The organism is Enterobacter wuhouensis (genome assembly GCF_004331265.1).
GTDB lineage: Bacteria > Pseudomonadota > Gammaproteobacteria > Enterobacterales > Enterobacteriaceae > Enterobacter > Enterobacter wuhouensis.
Genome location: NZ_SJOO01000005.1, coordinates 164,082 through 183,316 on the forward strand (window position 1 = coordinate 164,082; position 19,235 = coordinate 183,316).

General features: G+C 53.3%; 22 protein-coding genes, 1 pseudogene and 1 other annotated feature. Of the genes and pseudogenes, 14 read left to right on the forward strand and 9 right to left on the reverse strand.

What is annotated here, in order from left to right; genetic code table 11:
- Positions 1–28: 28 nt before the first annotated feature.
- Positions 29–352 carry a cell division activator CedA gene (gene cedA, locus E0L20_RS13475; protein WP_131634383.1) on the forward strand — a complete coding sequence of 108 codons (324 nt, stop codon included), beginning with the start codon at positions 29–31 and terminating at the stop codon, positions 350–352.
- 76 nt (positions 353–428) lie between these two features.
- Positions 429–1,785, forward strand: a pseudogene (locus E0L20_RS13480) (IS3 family transposase).
- 59 nt (positions 1,786–1,844) lie between these two features.
- Here E0L20_RS13480 and E0L20_RS13485 read toward each other — a convergent pair.
- The 4 genes from E0L20_RS13485 to hxpB all read right to left on the reverse strand — a co-directional run bounded on the left by E0L20_RS13485 (position 1,845) and on the right by hxpB (position 5,611).
- The gene (locus E0L20_RS13485; protein ID WP_131634384.1) at positions 1,845–3,236 is read right to left on the reverse strand and encodes an L-cystine transporter; all 1,392 of its coding nucleotides are present in this window, start codon (positions 3,234–3,236) and stop codon (positions 1,845–1,847) included.
- Between the two features lie 127 nt (positions 3,237–3,363).
- Positions 3,364–3,954 (reverse strand): metal-dependent hydrolase, encoded by a 591-nt coding sequence (locus tag E0L20_RS13490; RefSeq protein WP_131634385.1) that lies wholly within the window; start codon positions 3,952–3,954, stop codon positions 3,364–3,366.
- A 94-nt stretch (positions 3,955–4,048) separates the two neighbouring features.
- The gene (gene kduD / locus E0L20_RS13495) at positions 4,049–4,810 is read right to left on the reverse strand and encodes a 2-dehydro-3-deoxy-D-gluconate 5-dehydrogenase KduD (protein ID WP_131634386.1); all 762 of its coding nucleotides are present in this window, start codon (positions 4,808–4,810) and stop codon (positions 4,049–4,051) included.
- A gap of 129 nt (positions 4,811–4,939) precedes the next feature.
- Positions 4,940–5,611 carry a hexitol phosphatase HxpB gene (hxpB, locus tag E0L20_RS13500; RefSeq protein ID WP_131634387.1) on the reverse strand — a complete coding sequence of 224 codons (672 nt, stop codon included), beginning with the start codon at positions 5,609–5,611 and terminating at the stop codon, positions 4,940–4,942.
- Positions 5,612–5,759: 148 nt separating this feature from the next.
- Between hxpB and E0L20_RS13505 the strand changes: the two genes are divergently transcribed.
- A complete protein-coding gene (locus tag E0L20_RS13505; RefSeq protein ID WP_131634388.1) occupies positions 5,760–6,296 on the forward strand; it encodes a YniB family protein in 537 nt (178 codons plus the stop codon).
- Positions 6,297–6,332: 36 nt separating this feature from the next.
- Here the strand turns inward: E0L20_RS13505 and E0L20_RS13510 are convergent, their stop codons facing one another.
- The 3 genes from E0L20_RS13510 to pfkB all read right to left on the reverse strand — a co-directional run bounded on the left by E0L20_RS13510 (position 6,333) and on the right by pfkB (position 8,625).
- Entirely contained in the window at positions 6,333–7,193 is an 861-nt protein-coding gene (locus tag E0L20_RS13510) for a fructosamine kinase family protein (RefSeq protein ID WP_131634389.1), read from the reverse strand.
- Between the two features lie 105 nt (positions 7,194–7,298).
- Positions 7,299–7,589: a type V toxin-antitoxin system endoribonuclease antitoxin GhoS gene (ghoS, locus tag E0L20_RS13515; RefSeq protein ID WP_131634390.1), complete on the reverse strand. Its 291-nt coding sequence runs from the start codon at positions 7,587–7,589 to the stop codon at positions 7,299–7,301.
- Positions 7,590–7,692: 103 nt separating this feature from the next.
- Positions 7,693–8,625 (reverse strand): 6-phosphofructokinase II, encoded by a 933-nt coding sequence (pfkB, locus tag E0L20_RS13520; protein WP_131634517.1) that lies wholly within the window; start codon positions 8,623–8,625, stop codon positions 7,693–7,695.
- Positions 8,626–8,920: 295 nt separating this feature from the next.
- On the opposite strand from pfkB, the gene E0L20_RS13525 reads away from it, so the two are divergent.
- A complete protein-coding gene (locus E0L20_RS13525) occupies positions 8,921–9,679 on the forward strand; it encodes a DUF481 domain-containing protein (protein WP_131634391.1) in 759 nt (252 codons plus the stop codon).
- 265 nt (positions 9,680–9,944) lie between these two features.
- Positions 9,945–10,178 (forward strand): YdgH/BhsA/McbA family protein, encoded by a 234-nt coding sequence (locus E0L20_RS13530; RefSeq protein WP_131634518.1) that lies wholly within the window; start codon positions 9,945–9,947, stop codon positions 10,176–10,178.
- A 162-nt stretch (positions 10,179–10,340) separates the two neighbouring features.
- Here E0L20_RS13530 and yniD read toward each other — a convergent pair whose 3' ends face one another.
- Both yniD and yncL read right to left on the reverse strand, forming a co-directional pair.
- On the reverse strand, positions 10,341–10,448 hold the full coding sequence (gene yniD, locus E0L20_RS13535; RefSeq protein WP_008500658.1) for a small membrane protein YniD: 108 nt from the start codon (positions 10,446–10,448) through the stop codon (positions 10,341–10,343).
- Between the two features lie 96 nt (positions 10,449–10,544).
- Positions 10,545–10,637, reverse strand: coding sequence for a stress response membrane protein YncL (yncL, locus tag E0L20_RS13540; RefSeq protein WP_021241082.1), 93 nt, complete (start codon positions 10,635–10,637; stop codon positions 10,545–10,547).
- Positions 10,638–10,960: 323 nt separating this feature from the next.
- Here yncL and thrS point away from each other — a divergent pair, with 323 nt between their 5' ends.
- The 9 genes from thrS to btuC all read left to right on the forward strand — a co-directional run bounded on the left by thrS (position 10,961) and on the right by btuC (position 19,217).
- Positions 10,961–12,889, forward strand: a complete 1,929-nt coding sequence (thrS, locus tag E0L20_RS13545) for a threonine--tRNA ligase (RefSeq protein WP_131634392.1) — start codon at positions 10,961–10,963, stop codon at positions 12,887–12,889.
- A gap of 3 nt (positions 12,890–12,892) precedes the next feature.
- A complete protein-coding gene (infC, locus tag E0L20_RS13550; protein WP_014069901.1) occupies positions 12,893–13,435 on the forward strand; it encodes a translation initiation factor IF-3 in 543 nt (180 codons plus the stop codon).
- A gap of 97 nt (positions 13,436–13,532) precedes the next feature.
- On the forward strand, positions 13,533–13,730 hold the full coding sequence (gene rpmI / locus E0L20_RS13555) for a 50S ribosomal protein L35 (protein ID WP_003030583.1): 198 nt from the start codon (positions 13,533–13,535) through the stop codon (positions 13,728–13,730).
- 51 nt (positions 13,731–13,781) lie between these two features.
- Complete coding sequence (gene rplT / locus E0L20_RS13560) at positions 13,782–14,138, forward strand: 50S ribosomal protein L20 (RefSeq protein WP_000124850.1); 357 nt, start codon at positions 13,782–13,784, stop codon at positions 14,136–14,138.
- Between the two features lie 116 nt (positions 14,139–14,254).
- Positions 14,255–14,379, forward strand: a sequence feature (Phe leader region).
- On the forward strand, positions 14,260–14,304 hold the full coding sequence (gene pheM, locus E0L20_RS23880) for a pheST operon leader peptide PheM (protein WP_165500720.1): 45 nt from the start codon (positions 14,260–14,262) through the stop codon (positions 14,302–14,304). Its footprint overlaps the feature before it by 45 nt.
- 62 nt (positions 14,380–14,441) lie before the next feature.
- Positions 14,442–15,425 carry a phenylalanine--tRNA ligase subunit alpha gene (pheS, locus tag E0L20_RS13570; protein WP_131634393.1) on the forward strand — a complete coding sequence of 328 codons (984 nt, stop codon included), beginning with the start codon at positions 14,442–14,444 and terminating at the stop codon, positions 15,423–15,425.
- A 15-nt stretch (positions 15,426–15,440) separates the two neighbouring features.
- On the forward strand, positions 15,441–17,828 hold the full coding sequence (pheT, locus tag E0L20_RS13575) for a phenylalanine--tRNA ligase subunit beta (RefSeq protein WP_131634394.1): 2,388 nt from the start codon (positions 15,441–15,443) through the stop codon (positions 17,826–17,828).
- Between the two features lie 4 nt (positions 17,829–17,832).
- Positions 17,833–18,132 (forward strand): integration host factor subunit alpha, encoded by a 300-nt coding sequence (gene ihfA / locus E0L20_RS13580; protein ID WP_003857805.1) that lies wholly within the window; start codon positions 17,833–17,835, stop codon positions 18,130–18,132.
- Between the two features lie 104 nt (positions 18,133–18,236).
- On the forward strand, positions 18,237–19,217 hold the full coding sequence (btuC, locus tag E0L20_RS13585; protein ID WP_131634395.1) for a vitamin B12 ABC transporter permease BtuC: 981 nt from the start codon (positions 18,237–18,239) through the stop codon (positions 19,215–19,217).
- Positions 19,218–19,235 lie beyond the last annotated feature (18 nt).

Here is a 19,235-nt window from a genome sequence, read left to right on the forward strand (position 1 = left end):
ACGCTTAACGAATGGAGCTATCCGGCGCATGCAGAGCGCGACGTTTGAGGGCAGGATCGGCTATCATAGAATTTTCCTGCTTCAAGAATTTGCTTTAGTGAACCAGTCGCTTATGAAACCTCTTCGTCAACAAAACCGCCAGGTTATTAGCTATGTGCCCCGCGTTGAGCCCGCGCCGCCTGACCATGCCCTGAAAGTGGATGGTTTTCGCGACGTCTGGCAGCTACGGGGTAAATACGTGGCTTTTGTACTGATGGGCGAACACTTCCGCCGCTCGCCTACCTTTACGGTGCCGGAATCCGCGCAGCGGTGGGCGGCGCAGATCCGCCAGGATGAAGAAGTCGAAGAATAACAGCCATAAAAAAACCGCGCTTCATGAAGTGAACCCCGAAAGTTGGACATCCAACGATTAGGGGTTTTGCGTTTTAATGGGCAGAAAAAAATATTCATCTGAATTCAAGCAACAAGTTGTTCTCCACTATCTGAACAGTGGTGACGGTGCAAAGAAAACGGCCAGGCTGTTCGGCGTCGATCACGGAGCGGTCAGACGCTGGACTGAACACTGGAAAGTGAACGGGGTGAACGGTTTTTCCATTCCTACCAGAGCTTACTCTGCTGAGTTTAAAGAGTCTGTTGTGCTCTGGATGCAGCAACACAACAAGTCATCCCGGAAAGCTGCGGCGGAGTTTTGCATCGCAACCGCTTATACTGTCAGCAAGTGGGAGCGCCTTTACCGTGAAGGCGGTGTTATTGCCTTACAAGATAAACCCAGAGGGCGTCCGGTGAAGTCTGGTAAGAACGAAACGTCAGATAAAAAACTTAAAATTCCCCTCCAGCGTTTCAGAGCGTTGAAGAAGAGCTTGAATACTTGAGGGCGGAAAATGCCTACCTAAAAAAGCTTCAGGCCTTGATTCGGGAAAAGCAGAAGACAAAGCAAAAATAATTACCGAATTGAGGCAAAACCATAACCTGAGGATGCTGCTTCATATAGCAGGATTGCCTCGCAGCACTTACTACTGGCACGTTAGGGCGGAGGACAGTGGAGAGCGCTATGAGGGCGAACAGCAAAGAATAGCCGCACTGTTTCATTATCATAAAGGACGATATGGTTACCGCCGCATTACCCTGGCGTTGCGCAATGAAGGCTACGGCATAAATCATAAAACAGTACGAAAACTGATGCGTAAGATGGGGCTGGCCTCATGCCTGAGAAGCAAGAAGTATCAGTCATACAAAGGTACCTACGGTAAAATCGCACCAAACATCCTGTCTCGTAATTTTAAGGCCAGCAGTCCAAACCAGAAATGGGTTACAGACGTGACCGAGTTCAACGTAAAAGGGACAAAGCTATATTTGTCACCAGTGCTGGATCTGTATAACAGCGAGATAATAGCCTGGCATATGACGACGCATCCGGGAATGAACCTGGTCGACAACATGCTCAGCAAGGCCATACAGCGGCTAAAGCCAGATGAAAGACCGATACTGCACTCTGATCAGGGCTGGCAATATCAGATGGCACGGTATCAGGAAAAGCTTAAGGTTAAAGGTATAGAGCAAAGCATGTCGCGCAAAGGAAACTGTCTGGACAATGCAGTGATAGAAAACTTTTTTGGTCTGTTGAAGACAGAATGTTGGTACCACGAAGAGTATGAAAATACGGACCATCTACGAAAAGTAGTGGAAGAGTACATCCATTATTACAACAACGAACGAATCAAGCTAAAACTAAACGGCCTGAGTCCAGTACAATACCGAACTCAGGCTATGTCAGCCGCCAGTTAAGAAAGTGTCCAATATATGGGGTTCACTTCACTCAGGCGGTTTTTTTATTTCAACAGTGATTAACGATGCGCCAGCTCGGCATCGTCTTCACCTTCCAGAATGGCTTTGTCGGTCTGCTTCAGCCACTGGCTGGTCAGCGTACCGGCCGTCATGGAACCGCTCACGTTCAGCGCGGTACGCCCCATGTCGATCAGCGGCTCAACGGAGATCAGCAGCGCAACCAGCGTTACCGGCAGGCCCAGAGCAGGCAGGACAATCAGCGCAGCGAAGGTCGCGCCACCGCCAACACCCGCAACGCCTGCGGAACTGATGGTCACAATGCCCACCAGAGTTGCAATCCAGACCGGATCGAGCGGGTTAATCCCCACGGTTGGCGCAACCATCACCGCCAGCATCGCCGGGTAGAGGCCCGCACAGCCGTTCTGACCAATGGTGGCACCAAAGGAGGCAGAGAAGCTGGCGATAGACTCTGGCACGCCCAGACGGCGGGTCTGCGCTTCCACGTTCAGCGGAATGGAGGCTGCGCTGGAACGGCTGGTGAACGCGAAGGTCAGCACCGGCCATACCTTGCGGAAGTATTTCAGCGGGCTCACGCCGTTCACGCCCAGCAGGATACCGTGCACCACAAACATAATGCCCAGGCCCAGGTAAGAGGCAATCACGAAGCTACCCAGCTTAATGATGTCCTGCAGGTTAGAACCGGCAACCACTTTGGTCATCAGCGCCAGCACGCCGTATGGCGTCAGCTGCATCACCAGACGGACCAGCTTCATTACCCAGCTCTGCAGGGTATCGATAGCGGTGAGAACGCGTTCACCTTTCGGCGCGTCGTCTTTCAGCAGCTTCAGCGCGGCTACGCCCAGGAAGGCCGCGAAGATCACTACGCTGATGATGGAGGTTGGGCTTGCACCGGTCAGGTCAGCAAACGGGTTCTTCGGAATGAAGGACAGAACCATCTGCGGAACGGTCAGGTCAGCAAGTTTACCCACGTAGTTGGTCTGAATCGCGGTGAGACGCGCCGTTTCAGCGGTCCCCTGAACCAGACCTTCTGCGGTCAGGCCAAACAGGTTGGTTACCAGCACGCCCACCAGCGCCGCAATCAGCGTGGTGAATAGCAGGGTCCCGATGGTCAGGAAGCTGATTTTACCCAGTTGGGTCGCATTATGCAGACGGGCGACGGCGCTCAGGATAGAGGCAAACACCAGCGGCATAACGATCATCTGCAGCAGCTGAACATAGCCGTTACCGACGATGTTAAACCACTGAATAGAGTCTTTCAGGACCGGGTTATCTGAGCCGTAAATAGCCTGCAATGCCAGACCAAATACAACACCCATTCCCAGACCGACGAGTACTTTTTTCGCCAGGCTCCACTGTTTGTGGCGCGCCTGCGCGAGAAGCAATAGCAATACGACGAACACGACAATGTTCGCGATGAGTGGAAAATTCATCCCCGTTCTCCTGATTTATTATACGGTCGGTTTTTACCGATCCTGTTGGCGCAAGATTAGCAGAAGTGTGATGTAGCGCTTATATCCAAATGGAATGGTTTATGACAAACGGAATGATTTTGTCGGTTTACTGTTCAATCTGGTGATTAATAAAACGATTAAACTGAAACTGCAGCGAATTTATCATCTGCGATGACCAGCGCACTGCACTGTTTTCGGGCAGCGTCTGCGGCATCCAGACGGCATAGGCGAAAAGCGCCATACACAATACGCGCTCCAGCTGGTTGCCTTTTTGCGGGGCAAGAATAGGGAAGCGAAAGCGCCAGCGGCAGGGCCACAGCAGCGGCACGCCCGCAGGCGTCAGCATATCGGCCAGGATATGGCTCAAATAGCCGAGCACCATTCCCTGAATGGCATCGGCCGGGACTATCCAGCTTTCAGGCACTTTCAAATAGAAAAGCGTGAGCAGGCCAAAGACGGCCAGCAGGCTGTGGGTAAATCCGCGATGCCCAAACGCCCGGGCGATAGGTTTAGATATCCACTTCAGCCGCTGCCCCAGAAAGGACTTGGGGTGATCGATATCTGGAAGCAGGCAGGTCAGTACGGCGGAGGGGACAATATGCCACCAATCCCCCTGCGCCAGCACAGGGGTCAGCTCAGCGTTTTTAGCAAACACTGCACAGGCAATGGAAAAAAGCAGGTGACCTTCCGCCGTCATGATTAAACCTACAAAACTGTCGATTCATACAGTATAGGGTTTTTATACAGTGCACGGAAGAGGTGACGGTGTAACTCTTTGTCACAGCGCGGCGCTAGCGCGCCAGCCAGCCGCCGTCTACGGCGAGCGTATGGCCATTGACATAGTCCGAGGCCTGAGAGGCCAAAAATACAATCGGACCCTGCAAATCTTCCGGCAGACCCCAGCGCCCGGCGGGAATACGGTCAAGGATCTCCCGGCTGCGCTGCTCGTCATCGCGCAGCTGCTGGGTATTATTTGTCGCCATGTAACCCGGCGCGATGGCATTGACGTTGATGCCGTGCGTCGCCCACTCGTTTGCCAGCAGGCGGGTGATGCCCAAAACGCCGCTTTTGGACGCCGTGTAAGAGGGCACGCGGATGCCGCCCTGAAAAGAGAGCATTGAGGCAATATTGATAATTTTGCCGCCCCGACCCTGACGAATAAACTGTTTCGCTACCGCCTGCGAAAGAAAAAAGACCGACTTGAGGTTCAGGTTAACGACGTCATCCCAGTCTTTTTCGCTGAACGTCAGGGCATCCTCCCGACGGATGGTTCCGGCGTTATTCACCAGAATATCAATGCGGCCCATTTCGGCAACGGCGCTGTCCACAACGCTCTGAAGGCTATCCTGCAGACCGAGATCGGCGCGAATCGCCATAAATCGCCTTCCGAGCGCGGTGACGCGGCGCGCCGTTTCTTCAGGCACCTTGCGGTTTACGCCAACGATATCGCACCCGGCCTGTGCCAGCGCCACGGCCATTCCTTGCCCCAGACCGGTATCACAGCCGGTAACGACGGCCACTTTTCCTGAAAGAGTGAAAGCATCCAGTATCATACGCGCCTCAGAAGTAGGGTTATTGTCATTCTGACGCTAAGGATAGGAGGCGAACTTCAGAAAAGCAAATAAAATGAAATGATGTTTTATTTTTAAAGCCAGGCAGCGGGAGGCTGCCTGAGGAGAAGTTTATTCGCCGCGAAGGTGCTCTGCCGTCAGCGCAGACAGTGACGTCAGCTTTACGTCCGCCAGCGCGAAACGGGGATCGTCACGCCCCTCTTCGGCAGGGACAACAATGGAGCGCATGCGTGCGGCCTTAGAGGCCACCATGCCGTTAACGGAATCTTCCAGCGCCACGCAGGTGAGCGGATCAAGACCCAGCCTGGCCGCGCAGTCCATATAAACCTGCGGGTGCGGCTTGCTGTACGGCAGCTTTTCCGCCGAGGCCAGCGCGTCGAAGCTCTCGCGCAGATCGAACATGGTTAGCACTTTTTCCAGCATATGCAGCGGTGAGGCGGAGGCGAGCCCGACTTTTAAGCCTTGCGCTTTACACAGGGCGATAGCCTCGCGTACGCCGGGCAGCAGCGGCTTGTTCTCTTCAACCAGTGAAATGGCGCGGTTGATAATACGCGCGGTCACTTCATCGCGGTCCGGGCCGACCCAGGGCTGGTGGGCATACCACAGCTCTACGACCATATCGATACGCAGGCCAAGCGTATCCGGAAGCTCATTACGGCGGCTGATATCCACGCCCAGGCTGGCCATGACGTCCAGTTCGGCGCGATCCCATAGCGGTTCGGAATCGATCAGCAATCCATCCATGTCAAAAATAGCGGCAAGTATCTGGCGCGGTGTCGACATCACAACGTCTCCTTATCTAAGGTGTACGACAGACGATAAGTGCTAAGCACTGACTGCAATTTAGCATATTGCCTTCAAAGATCGGGCGAAAATCATGAGCAGCAGGTAGACTTAGGCACAAATAACGCGTCTATTCGAAGGGGAACTGATGACGTATCAACAAGCTGGACGCATTGCAGTCTTGAAACGTATTGCCGGTTGGGTGATTTTTATTCCAGCCATCATTTCTACGCTGATTTCTGTGCTCAAATTTATGTACGATCACAGCGAAAAGCAGCCGGGTATCAATGCGGTAATGCTTGATTTTGCACATGTCATGATCGAGATGATGCGTTTTAACACACCCTTCCTGAATTTTTTCTGGTTCAACTCACCCACGCCGGACTTCCATCAGCAGATGAATATTGGCTTTTGGGTGATTTATGCGCTGATCTTTATTGCGATGGCGCTGCAGGCGTCCGGTGCGCGCATGAGCCGCCAGACGCGCTTCCTGCGTGAGGGGGTTGAGGATCAGCTGATTCTTGAGAAGGCCAAAGGGGCGGAAGGGTTGACCCGGGAGCAGATTGAATCCCGCATTGTGGTTCCTCGCCATACCATTTTCCTGCAGATATTCCCGCTGTATATCCTGCCGATTATCATCATTGTCGCCGGATACTTCTTCTTTTCACTGCTGGGTTTTTTGTGATGAGAAACGGGTGGCAAGCCGCCACCCGTTTCGCCGTTACGCCGCAAGAATGCGATCGAGCGCGCGTTGCGCCTGGACCAGATGATTGCCGCCAAACAGGATGGCCCGGTTAATCAGCGTGTAGAGCTGATACAACGGCTGGCGTTCAAGGAAATCCGCCGGCAGGGGTGAAACCGACTGATAGCCGTCGTAAATCTGCGGCAGCTGTTCAGGGTGCAGGGGCAGCATCGCAAGATCGCACTCCCTGTCGCCCCAGTAACAGGCCGGGTCAAAGATGTAAGGGCCGTTTGGCCCCAGTGCGCAGTTGTCGGACCATAGGTCGCCGTGCAGCAGCGAAGGCTGAGGCTGATGCGAGCTTAGACGCCGCTGAACATGTTCAACAATCGCATCGATATTGCCAAACTGCAGGCCTTTCTCGGCAGCCAGCTCCAGCTGCCAGCCAATACGTTGTTCAGAGAAAAACGTCGACCAGCGGCGCTGCCAGGTATTGGGTTGCGGAGTAGTCGACAGATCGTTATCGAAATCTAAACCAAACTGTGGCTGATCGCTCCACTGGTGCAAATGCGCGAGCTGTTGTCCGAGAATAAACGCGTTATGGGCATCCAGGGGACGGGCGGGTAGGTATTCCATGACCAGAAAACTGTAGTCCCGATCGGTACCCACTGCCCAAACCTCGGGCACGGTGACCGTTTTGCTGCGTGACAGCAATTCCAGCTGGTCGGCTTCGGCGGTGAAGATGGGAAGTAATTCCCGTTCATCGCATTTAACGAAAAGATCGCGACCAGCGTAGCGTAAATGCCACGCGGCGTGGATTTCTCCGCCTGGCAGTTCGTTACGCAGTTCAATTTCACCTTCGCCCAGCTGCTCACTTAAAAGATGACTGATAGCCTGCCACATGATATCTCTCCCATGTTGTCTGCCAGATCATAAAGTTAGCGCATAATTGCGGTAAAAAAATACGAACTAACGCACACCTGAGCGGTTTTAATTCATGCAGGGCACTTATTGTTCTTTTTTCTGCCAGCTTTCCCAGGTGTCTATATCAATTTCACTACGCTTGTCGGTCACGCCTTCAACCAGGCTGGCTGCAAGGGCGCGAACTTCTTCTTCACTGATGGCGCTAATCAGGCCAAAGGTCATCGTTCCCAGATCGTGGATATGGCCGTCATCGTCAGTGAGCGTGAGCAGGAAATTTGCCCGGGTAAAGGCGTTATTCAGCTCATTGAGCTCGGTCAACGACGCTTCATGAATGTTGACGGTTACGACGTAGCGGGTGAGGTCACCACTGCCCATAATTCACCTCGTTGTTATCATGAAAGTTTTCTTAGCATAGTCGATAGTTTGCGTTTGGCGACCATGAAGGGTAATTCCCCTTCCTTGAGAAGGGGAGAGGGCATTAGCTGCGGGACAGATAATCGACAATTTTACGCGTGTCTGCGAGTGAACACAGTCGAGTTCCCTGATTGATGGTTGCAGCGCTGCCTGCCGCTACGCCGTAGCGCGCCATTTCAAGCAGCGACGCGCCCTGCGCCAGCTTAAGCGCCATTGCGCCAACCATACTGTCACCTGCACCCACGGTACTTTGGCTTTTCATCGGTGGGGGAACCACCTGAACCGAATCGGTGGCATCCACCGCCAGCGCCCCCTGCGGACCAAGAGAGACCACCACGCGATGCGCCTTGCCGCTGCGCACTAGCTCCTGGGCGGCGGTACGCACGTCATCAGGCTGGGTGAGTTCCCGGTTGACTAACGCGCTCAGCTCTTTCTGGTTAGGTTTTACCAGTTCAAGATTGCCCGGCGCCAGGGCGGCATGGAGCGCCTCGCCGGAGCTGTCGATAATGCAGCGGATGCCGCGCTGCTGCACTGCCCGTATCAGCGCGGTCAGTTTTTCCGTGCTTACGCCGGGCGGCAGGCTGCCGCTTATCACAAGAATTGCACCGCTTTCGATTGTCAGGACTTTCTCTTCCAGCTGGCGAAATTCATCGTCGCTCAGTTTTGCCCCGGGCATGACAAAGCGGTACTGCTCGCCGCTGGACCCTACGTGGACGTGCAGGTTCTGTCGCGTCCAGTCCCGGGCATCGACCGTCTGCACCGCGACCTGCTCGTCAATCAGAAGAGACACCAGGTGCTCACCGGTTGCGCCGCCTGCCGGGAAGATGGCCGTCGCTTTGCCACCCAGGTGGGTAATGGCTCGCGCTACGTTGATACCCCCGCCGCCGGGTTCAAACACCGGGGCGCTGCACCGCAGTTTACCTTCCGGGTAAATCTGGGGCGTCTGGGTCGCGGAATCGAGTGAAGGAGAGAGCGTTAGGGTATAGATAGGAACCATCATTACCTCCTTTTAGCATGGGTTGCTTTAAGTCTGGCACCGATTGGCAGGAAGGCAATGTAAATAACAGTATGATTTTAAATATGAATACTGACAAAGAATCGATGTGCTTCATATAAAATAAAAGTCGTTTTGGGATCGTTCTTATTCAAAAAATGAAATAAGAAATCATTGCTATGTTATTAGCGCCTTTTTATAATTTGTTACCTTTCTCTGGACGCCTTGTCATTGATCCTCAAGAAAGTTTCCGAGACCGTGATGGTCTCTTTTTTTGTTGTATGGACTCCTTAATAAAATGAAGCTTTTGAAGACAGTTCCTGCTGCACTGATGCTGGCGGGTGGTGTGTTTGCGTCACTGAACGCAACCGCCGATGATTCCGTTTTTACTGTCATGGACGATCCAAGCGCCGCGCAAAAACCGTTTGAAGGTAACCTTAACGCAGGCTATCTGGCGCAATCCGGTAATACGAAAAGCTCTTCCCTGACCGCAGACACCACGCTGACCTGGTACGGAAACACTACCGGCTGGTCACTGTGGGGGAATGCCAGCAACACCTCCGCTAACGACGAACGTTCTTCAGAGAAATATGCAGTAGGCGGACGTAGCCGTTACAACATGACGGATTATGACTACCTGTTTGGTCAGGCCAGCTGGCTTACCGATCGTTACAACGGCTATCGTGAGCGCGATGTCTTCACCGCCGGTTACGGTCGTCAGTTCCTGAACGGACCTGTTCACAGCTTCCGTTTTGAATTCGGTCCGGGCGTTCGTTATGACGAATTCACCAACGGCGACACTAAAACGCAGGCGCTCGGCTATGCCTCCGGTACTTACGCCTGGCAGATGACCGATAACACCAAATTCACGCAGGGTGTTTCCGTGTTTGGCGCCGACGATACAACGCTTAACTCCGAAACGGCGCTGAACGTGGCTATCAATGAACACTTTGGTTTGAAAGTGGCGTATAACGTGACCTGGAACTCCTCACCGCCAGAGACTGCGCCGGATCATACCGACCGCAGAACCACGATTTCCTTAGGGTATAAAATGTAATGCTGGCGGGCCGATAATAATATCGGCCCGTTTTTTATTTTCCGGAACTGTGCTATTTTTAAGTGAACACTGTTTTAAATTAAATGGTCCAATCCTATCTCCTTAATTTCTTCATAATTCCCCTTTGCGATACACAAATACGTTATTTCACACAAATTGATAAATTAACCGGCTGGGCAAAAGTGTGATCTGGATCTACACTCTTAACACAGGCATGATTTCGCCTTAAGTCGTTCTGCATTAATTCAGTAAGAGAATAACGATGATGAAAACAATCAAAACAGCTGCAGCAGCAATGGTGCTTTCCGCACTTTCTTTTGGCGTTTTTGCTGCTGACGAAGCGACACAACCTGCCAGTAACACTACCGCTCAAACCGGCATTACCCACGCCTCAGACGTTGAGGCTGGATCAAATATTGCGCCGGGCTCGAAGTCAACCGGACAGTCAATGAATGATGCCTTCGATGTCCATAAGCTGGTGGCAGGGGAATGGTCCTGACAGGTTTATTATCGCGTTGTGATTGAGTCACTCAACCAACCGTCATAAAACCGGATTTTGATGTACCGGTTTTTTCGGTCGTAGGGATGCAAAGATATTTAACGTTTTTTAGCCCGTATATTATTTACAGGCAAAAGGTCATGATTTAATACATCTCGCCGTTTAACCCCAAATCATTGCAGCCCACCGCAACAGCAGCATTGCGCCACAGATAGCAATCAGCACCAATACCATTTTCCAGTGTTTAACGGCAAATCGTTTTGTTGGCATAACCTAATCCTTGTCAGTTGATACAGACAGTCTATCAAAAAGGGCGATGTTATGCCCCTCTCAGAAAGATCGGGTTATGCCACAACGCGGTTCAGGTCAGAACCAGTGGAACCTTTCGGCAAGGATCAGCAATAAACCGGTGGCTGAAAGTATGTTCAAGATCACGACCGTGCGGCTGGATACGTTCATGGTATGCACCTTTGGGTTTAAGGACCTGTTCAAGGGTAGCCCAGCATCGGATGAATGCGAGCACAGGGGAGTTGCGTCTCTGAAAATTCATACAAAAGTGCCAATACATCATTCTGGTCGCAGAGGGTGCATTCTCCCTTTTGTTAGTGTTAACATTGCAAGGCTTGCCGTAAATGCGCCTTTGTCTGATTTCGGTGGGTGAAGGATGACGAGCCAATTTGACGATTGTTGGTCAGATGGTGTCGTAATCTACTGTTTAATCACGATTATTTTCTTTGTATATGCTCTTATGTGTGGGGCATCACTGCAAATAAGGATATAAAATGCCTGTTATTACTCTTCCTGATGGCAGCCAACGCCATTTCGACCACGCTGTAAGCCCAATGGATGTTGCCCTGGACATCGGTCCTGGACTCGCGAAAGCGACCATCGCTGGCCGTGTAAACGGCGAACTGGTTGATGCGTCCGATCTGATTGAAAGCGACGCAACGCTCGCGATCGTCACCGCGAAGGACGAAGACGGTCTTGAGATCATTCGTCACTCCTGTGCGCACCTGTTAGGTCATGCTATCAAGCAGCTGTGGCCAAACACCAAAATGGCGATCGGCCCGGTTATCGACAACGGTTTCTACTACGACGTCGATCTCGACCATACCCTGACCCAGGAAGATATCGACGCGCTCGAAAAACGTATGCACGAGCTCGCCGAAACCAACTATGACGTCATCAAGAAGAAAGTCAGTTGGCACGAAGCGCGTGAAACCTTCGTGAAGCGCGGCGAGAGCTATAAAGTCTCTATTCTTGACGAAAACATTTCCCATGATGACAAGCCAGGCTTGTACCATCATGAAGAATACGTCGACATGTGCCGTGGGCCGCACGTGCCGAACATGCGCTTCTGTCATCACTTCAAGCTGATGAAGATCGCGGGCGCCTACTGGCGTGGCGACAGCAACAACAAGATGTTGCAGCGTATCTATGGTACCGCATGGGCTGATAAGAAAGCCCTGAACGCGTACCTGCAGCGCCTGGAAGAGGCGGCGAAGCGTGACCACCGTAAAATCGGTAAACAGCTTGACCTGTACCACATGCAGGAAGAAGCGCCGGGTATGGTGTTCTGGCATAACGACGGTTGGACCATCTTCCGTGAACTGGAAACCTTCGTACGCTCCAAGCTGAAAGAGTATCAGTATCAGGAAGTGAAAGGCCCGTTCATGATGGACCGTGTGCTGTGGGAAAAAACCGGCCACTGGGACAACTACAAAGATGCGATGTTCACCACCTCGTCTGAGAACCGTGAATACTGCATCAAGCCAATGAACTGCCCGGGCCACGTTCAGATCTTCAACCAGGGTCTGAAATCCTACCGCGACCTGCCGCTGCGTATGGCGGAGTTCGGTAGCTGCCACCGTAACGAGCCATCAGGTGCGCTGCACGGTCTGATGCGCGTTCGTGGCTTTACTCAGGATGATGCGCATATCTTCTGTACTGAAGATCAGGTACGTGATGAAGTTAACGCCTGTATTCGTATGGTCTACGATATGTACAGCACCTTTGGCTTCGAGAAGATCGTGGTCAAACTCTCAACGCGTCCGGAAAAACGTATCGGTAGCGATGAGACATGGGATCGCGCAGAAGCGGATCTCGCCGTGGCGCTGGAAGAGAACGGTATCCCGTTTGAATACCAGCTGGGCGAGGGCGCATTCTACGGTCCGAAAATTGAATTTACCCTGTATGACTGCCTCGATCGCGCATGGCAGTGCGGTACTGTACAGCTGGACTTCTCCCTGCCGCAGCGTTTAAGCGCCTCTTATGTTGGCGAAGACAACGAGCGTCAGGTACCGGTTATGATTCACCGTGCGATTCTCGGTTCTCTGGAGCGCTTCATCGGCATCCTGACCGAAGAGTTCGCCGGCTTCTTCCCAACCTGGCTTGCGCCAGTGCAGGTCGTGGTGATGAACATTACCGATTCTCAGGCGGATTACGTTAAAGAATTGACGCAGAAACTACAAAATGCGGGCATTCGCGTAAAAGCAGACTTGAGAAATGAGAAGATTGGCTTTAAAATCCGCGAGCACACTTTACGTCGTGTCCCGTATATGTTGGTCTGTGGTGATAAAGAGGTGGAAGCAGGCAAAGTTGCCGTTCGCACCCGCCGTGGTAAAGACCTGGGGAGCCTGGACGTAAGTGAAGTGATTGAGAAGCTGCAACAAGAGATTCGCAGCCGCAGTCTTCAACAACTGGAGGAATAAGGTATTAAAGGCGGAAAACGAGTTCAAACGGCACGTCCGAATCGTATCAATGGCGAGATTCGCGCCCAGGAAGTTCGCTTAACAGATCTGGAAGGCGAACCACTGGGGATTGTGAGTCTGAGAGAAGCGATCGAAAAAGCTGAAGAAGCTGGAGTAGATTTAGTTGAAATCAGCCCTAACGCCGAACCGCCAGTTTGTCGTATTATGGACTACGGCAAGTTCCTTTATGAAAAGAGTAAGTCTTCTAAGGAACAGAAGAAGAAGCAAAAAGTTATCCAGGTTAAGGAAATCAAATTCCGTCCTGGTACCGACGATGGCGATTATCAGGTAAAACTCCGCAGCCTGATTCGCTTTCTGGAAGATGGCGATAAGGCCAAGATCACACTGCGTTTCCGCGGTCGTGAGATGGCCCACCAACAGATCGGTATGGAAGTGCTTAACCGCGTCCGTGACGATCTGAGTGAACTGGCAGTAGTCGAATCCTTCCCTACGAAGATCGAAGGCCGCCAGATGATCATGGTGCTCGCTCCTAAGAAGAAACAGTAAGGCCTTCAAGCAGCAAAATCTGTGGAGCCTTCGGGTTTCATAGGTTTTGTTCGCCTATGTTTCGTTTATTTAACAATGCGAAGTGGAAGTTATTAAGATGCCAAAAATTAAGACCGTACGCGGTGCTGCTAAGCGCTTCAAAAAAACCGGTGGTGGTGGATTTAAGCGTAAGCACGCAAACCTGCGTCATATTCTGACCAAAAAATCTACTAAGCGTAAACGTCACCTGCGTCCAAAAGGCCTCGTTTCTAAAGGCGATCTGGGTCTGGTTATCGCGTGCCTGCCGTACGCATAAGCCGTTAACGTTTAATTTTTTTACTAAGAATATAGATACAGGAGAGCACATATGGCTCGCGTAAAACGTGGTGTAATTGCACGTGCACGTCACAAGAAAATTTTGAAACAAGCTAAAGGCTACTACGGTGCGCGTTCACGCGTTTACCGCGTTGCCTTCCAGGCTGTTATCAAAGCAGGTCAGTATGCTTACCGTGACCGTCGTCAACGTAAGCGTCAGTTCCGTCAACTGTGGATTGCGCGTATCAACGCAGCAGCACGTCAGAACGGTATTTCTTACAGCAAATTCATCAACGGCCTGAAAAAAGCCTCTGTTGAAATCGACCGTAAGATCCTGGCTGACATCGCAGTATTCGACAAAGTAGCGTTCACCGCTCTGGTCGAAAAAGCGAAAGCAGCACTGGCATAAGCCAGTTGAAAGAGGGGGCTTTGCCTCCTCTTTTCATTTAACGCTATCATAAGATTGACATTTACCCGTCCAGGCTTTTCAATAAGGTCTTACGGTTTTTACCACACAAGGTAACGCAAGCATGACTGCTGCTATTTTCCGCTTCTTCTTTTACTTTAGCACCTGAATTCAGGAGGCTAGCGCGTGAAAGATGAAACGAAAAACAGCGCCAATTAAGCCTCCCGATGGAGGCTTTTTTTGTGTCTAAATTCGAGAGAATAAGTCCACCAAATCGGTGTCTGCACCGACATAATGAGGAAAACCATGTCACATCTCGCAGAGCTGGTTGCCAGTGCAACGGCCGCCATTAACCAGGCCTCAGATGTTGCCGCGTTAGACAATGTCCGCGTCGAATATCTGGGCAAGAAAGGGCACCTGACCCTTCAAATGACTACCCTGCGTGAGCTGCCGCCAGAAGAACGCCCGGCAGCGGGCGCGGTAATTAACGAAGCCAAAGAGCAGGTACAGCAGGCGCTGAACGCGCGTAAGGCCGGGCTCGAAAGCGCGGTGCTGAATGCCCGTCTGGCACAGGAAACGATTGACGTTTCTCTGCCGGGTCGTCGTATTGAGAACGGCGGCCTGCACCCGGTTACCCGCACCATTGACCGCATCGAAAGTTTCTTCGGTGAGCTCGGCTTTACCGTGGCGACCGGCCCGGAAATCGAAGATGACTATCATAACTTCGATGCCCTGAACATTCCTGGCCATCACCCGGCACGCGCTGACCACGACACTTTCTGGTTCGACGCTACGCGTCTGCTGCGTACCCAGACCTCCGGCGTTCAGATCCGCACGATGAAGGAACAGGAACCGCCAATCCGCATTATCGCACCGGGCCGCGTGTATCGTAACGACTACGACCAGACGCACACCCCAATGTTCCACCAGATGGAAGGCCTGATTGTTGACAAAAACATCAGCTTTACCAACCTGAAGGGCACGCTGCACGACTTCCTGAACAACTTCTTTGAGGAAGATCTGCAGGTTCGTTTCCGTCCATCCTACTTCCCGTTCACTGAACCGTCTGCAGAAGTTGACGTGATGGGTAAAAACGGCAAATGGCTGGAAGTGCTGGGCTGCGGCATGGTGCATCCAAACGTGCTGCGCAACGTGGGTATCGATCCGGAAGTTTACTCCGGCTTTGCCTTCGGTATGGGCATGGAGCGTCTGACCATGCTGCGCTACGGCGTCACCGATTTACGCGCTTTCTTCGAAAACGATCTGCGTTTCCTCAAACAGTTTAAATAAGGGCAGGACAGAACAATGAAATTCAGTGAACTGTGGTTACGCGAATGGGTGAACACCACGCTGGACAGCGACGCGCTTTCCAACCAGATCACCATGGCGGGTCTGGAAGTTGATGGCGTTGAGCCGGTTTCCGGTGCTTTCACCGGCGTAGTTGTAGGTGAAGTGGTTGAGTGCGGTCAGCACCCGAACGCCGACAAACTGCGCGTAACAAAAGTGAACGTGGGCGGCGACCGCCTGCTGGACATCGTCTGCGGCGCGCCAAACTGCCGTCAGGGGCTGAAGGTGGCCGTGGCGACCGTCGGTGCAGTGCTGCCGGGCGATTTCAAAATTAAAGCAGCGAAGCTGCGCGGCGAGCCGTCTGAGGGCATGCTGTGCTCCTTCTCCGAGCTGGGTATTTCCGACGACCACAACGGCATCATTGAGCTGCCGCTGGATGCGCCAATCGGGACCGATATTCGCGAATACCTGAAGCTTGATGACAACACCATCGAAATCAGCGTGACGCCAAACCGCGCCGACTGCCTGGGTATCATCGGCGTGGCGCGCGACGTGGCCGTGCTGAACCAGACCGAGCTGAACGCGCCGGAGATTGCCCCGGTTGCCGCTACCATCAGCGACACGCTGCCAATCCAGGTGGACGCCGCTGACGCTTGCCCGCGCTACCTGGGCCGCGTGGTGAAAGGTATTAACGTTAAGGCGCCAACGCCGCTGTGGATGAAAGAGAAGCTGCGCCGCTGCGGTATCCGCTCTATCGATGCCGTGGTTGACGTGACCAACTACGTCCTTCTCGAGCTGGGCCAGCCAATGCACGCGTTCGATAAAGATCGTATCGACGGCGGCATCGTCGTGCGCATGGCGAAAGAGGGCGAAACCCTGGTTCTGCTGGACGGCAGCGAAGCGAAGCTGAACGCCGACACGCTGGTGATCGCCGACCACGGCAAAGCGCTTGCAATGGGCGGCATCTTCGGTGGCGAACACTCTGGCGTGAACGATGAAACGCAAAACGTCCTGCTGGAATGCGCGTTCTTCAGCCCGCTCTCCATCACCGGCCGCGCGCGTCGTCACGGCCTGCACACCGACGCATCCCACCGCTACGAGCGCGGCGTTGACCCGGCGCTGCAGTACAAGGCAATGGAGCGCGCAACGCGCCTTCTGATCGACATCTGCGGCGGCGAAGCCGGCCCGGTTATCGACGTGACCAACGAAGCCACGCTGCCTAAGCGTGCCACCATTACCCTGCGCCGCAGCAAGCTGGATCGCCTGATTGGTCATCACGTTGCCGATGCACAGGTGACCGACATTCTGCGCCGCCTGGGCTGCGAAGTGACCGAAGGCCAGGACGAGTGGAAGGCCGTTGCGCCATCCTGGCGTTTCGACATGGAGATCGAAGAAGATCTGGTGGAAGAAGTGGCCCGCGTGTACGGCTACAACAACATTCCAGACGAGCCTGTGCAGGCAGGTCTGGTGATGGGCACCCACCGTGAAGCCGACCTGTCCCTTAAGCGTGTGAAAACCATGCTCAACGACAAAGGCTATCAGGAAGTGATCACCTATAGCTTCGTCGATCCTAAGCTGCAGCAGCTGATCCACCCGGGACAGGAGGCGTTGATCCTGCCAAGCCCAATCTCCAGCGAAATGTCTGCGATGCGTCTGTCTCTGTGGACCGGCCTGCTGGGCACCATCGTCTATAACCAGAACCGTCAGCAGAACCGCGTGCGCATTTTCGAAAGCGGTTTGCGCTTTGTACCGGATACTCAGGCGAATTTAGGCATCCGTCAGGATCTCATGCTGGCCGGCGCTATCAGCGGCAACCGCTACGAAGAGCACTGGGATCTGGCAAAAGGCACGGTTGATTTCTACGATATGAAGGGCGATCTGGAAGCGATTCTGGATCTGACCGGTAAATTGTCTGAAATTGAATTCCGCGCTGAAGCCATTCCAGCCCTGCATCCGGGCCAGAGTGCGGCCATTTATTTAGAGGGCAAACGCGTTGGTTTCATTGGTGTTGTACACCCGGAACTGGAGCGTAAGCTGGATCTTAATGGTAGTACCATCGTGTTCGAGCTGGAGTGGGATCCGGTTGCAGACCGCGTCATTCCTCAGGCGCAGGACGTATCGCGCTTCCCGGCGAACCGCCGCGATATCGCAGTTGTGGTCGCAGAAAACGTTCCCGCAGCAGATATTTTGGCCGAATGTAAGAAAGTTGGCGTAAATCAGGTAGTTGGCGTAAACTTATTTGACGTGTACCGCGGCAAGGGCGTAGCAGAAGGTTTCAAGAGCCTCGCTATTAGCCTTATCCTTCAGGATACCAGCCGTACACTCGAAGAAGAGGAGATTGCCGCTACCGTCGCCAAATGTGTAGAGGCATTAAAAGAGCGATTCCAGGCATCATTGAGGGATTGAACCTATGGCGCTTACAAAAGCTGAAATGTCAGAATATCTGTTTGATAAGCTTGGGCTTAGCAAGCGGGATGCCAAAGAGCTGGTAGAGCTATTTTTCGAAGAGATCCGTCGTGCTCTGGAAAATGGTGAGCAGGTAAAACTCTCCGGCTTTGGCAATTTTGATTTGCGAGACAAAAACCAACGTCCGGGCCGTAACCCGAAGACGGGGGAAGATATTCCCATTACAGCCCGCCGCGTGGTGACCTTCAGACCCGGCCAGAAGTTAAAAAGCCGTGTCGAAAACGCAACGCCCAAAGCAGAGTAATACGAACTAACCAAAAAGGCCGCTAACGCGGCCTTTTTTCTTTGCGCTAATCGCCAAACCCACCGTAAAATCAATTACATCTCCCGCTAATTAAAATCCTGTCCATGCTTGATTTCGCCCATCGCCAACGTCAGTCCGATAGTCGCCGCCTGCTTCTGCTGGTGCTGCTGCTCATTGTCGCCACGGCCCTCAGCCTGTGCGCAGGGGACAGATGGCTGGGACCAGAAAGCTGGTTTGGCCCAGAAGGCCAGCTTTTTGTCTGGCAAATTCGTCTGCCGCGCACGCTGGCGGTGATCCTGGTCGGTGCCGCACTGGCGCTGTGCGGAACGATTATGCAGGCGCTGTTCGAAAACCCGCTGGCGGAGCCTGGGCTGCTGGGCGTATCGAACGGCGCTGGCGTGGGGCTAATCGCGGCGGTCATGCTGGGTGGCGGCGAGCTTTCTGCCTGGGGTATAAGCCTCAGCGCCATCGTCGGCGCGCTGCTGATAACCGTGATTTTACTCCGCTTCGCCGGACGACATCTATCGACCAGCCGGCTGTTGCTTGCCGGGGTCGCGCTGGGGATCATCTGTAGCGCGCTCATGACCTGGGCGGTGTATTTTTCCACGTCGTTCGATTTGCGCCAGCTCATGTACTGGATGATGGGCGGCTTTGGCGGCGTTGACTGGCGGCAGGGTTGGCTGATGCTGCTCCTGATACCCGTTATCCTGTGGGCGTCCTGCCAGTCACATCCGCTAAACGTTCTCGCGCTCGGCGAAATGTCCGCCCGTCAGCTCGGTATGCCGATAGGCTTCTGGCGCAATCTGCTGGTGGTCGCCATCGGCTGGATGGTCGGCGTGAGCGTCGCGCTGGCGGGGGCAATTGGCTTTATCGGGCTGGTTATTCCCCATATGCTGCGTTTGTGCGGCATCACCGACCATCGATTCTTACTTCCTGCCTCGGCGGTTGCCGGGGCGGCAACGCTGCTGGTTGCCGATATCATCGCCAGGCTGGCCCTGACGGCGGCCGAATTGCCCATCGGTGTAGTAACCGCTACGCTGGGCGCACCGGTATTTATCTGGCTACTCTTAAAAGCTGGACGTTAACTCACTACCCGTAAGACA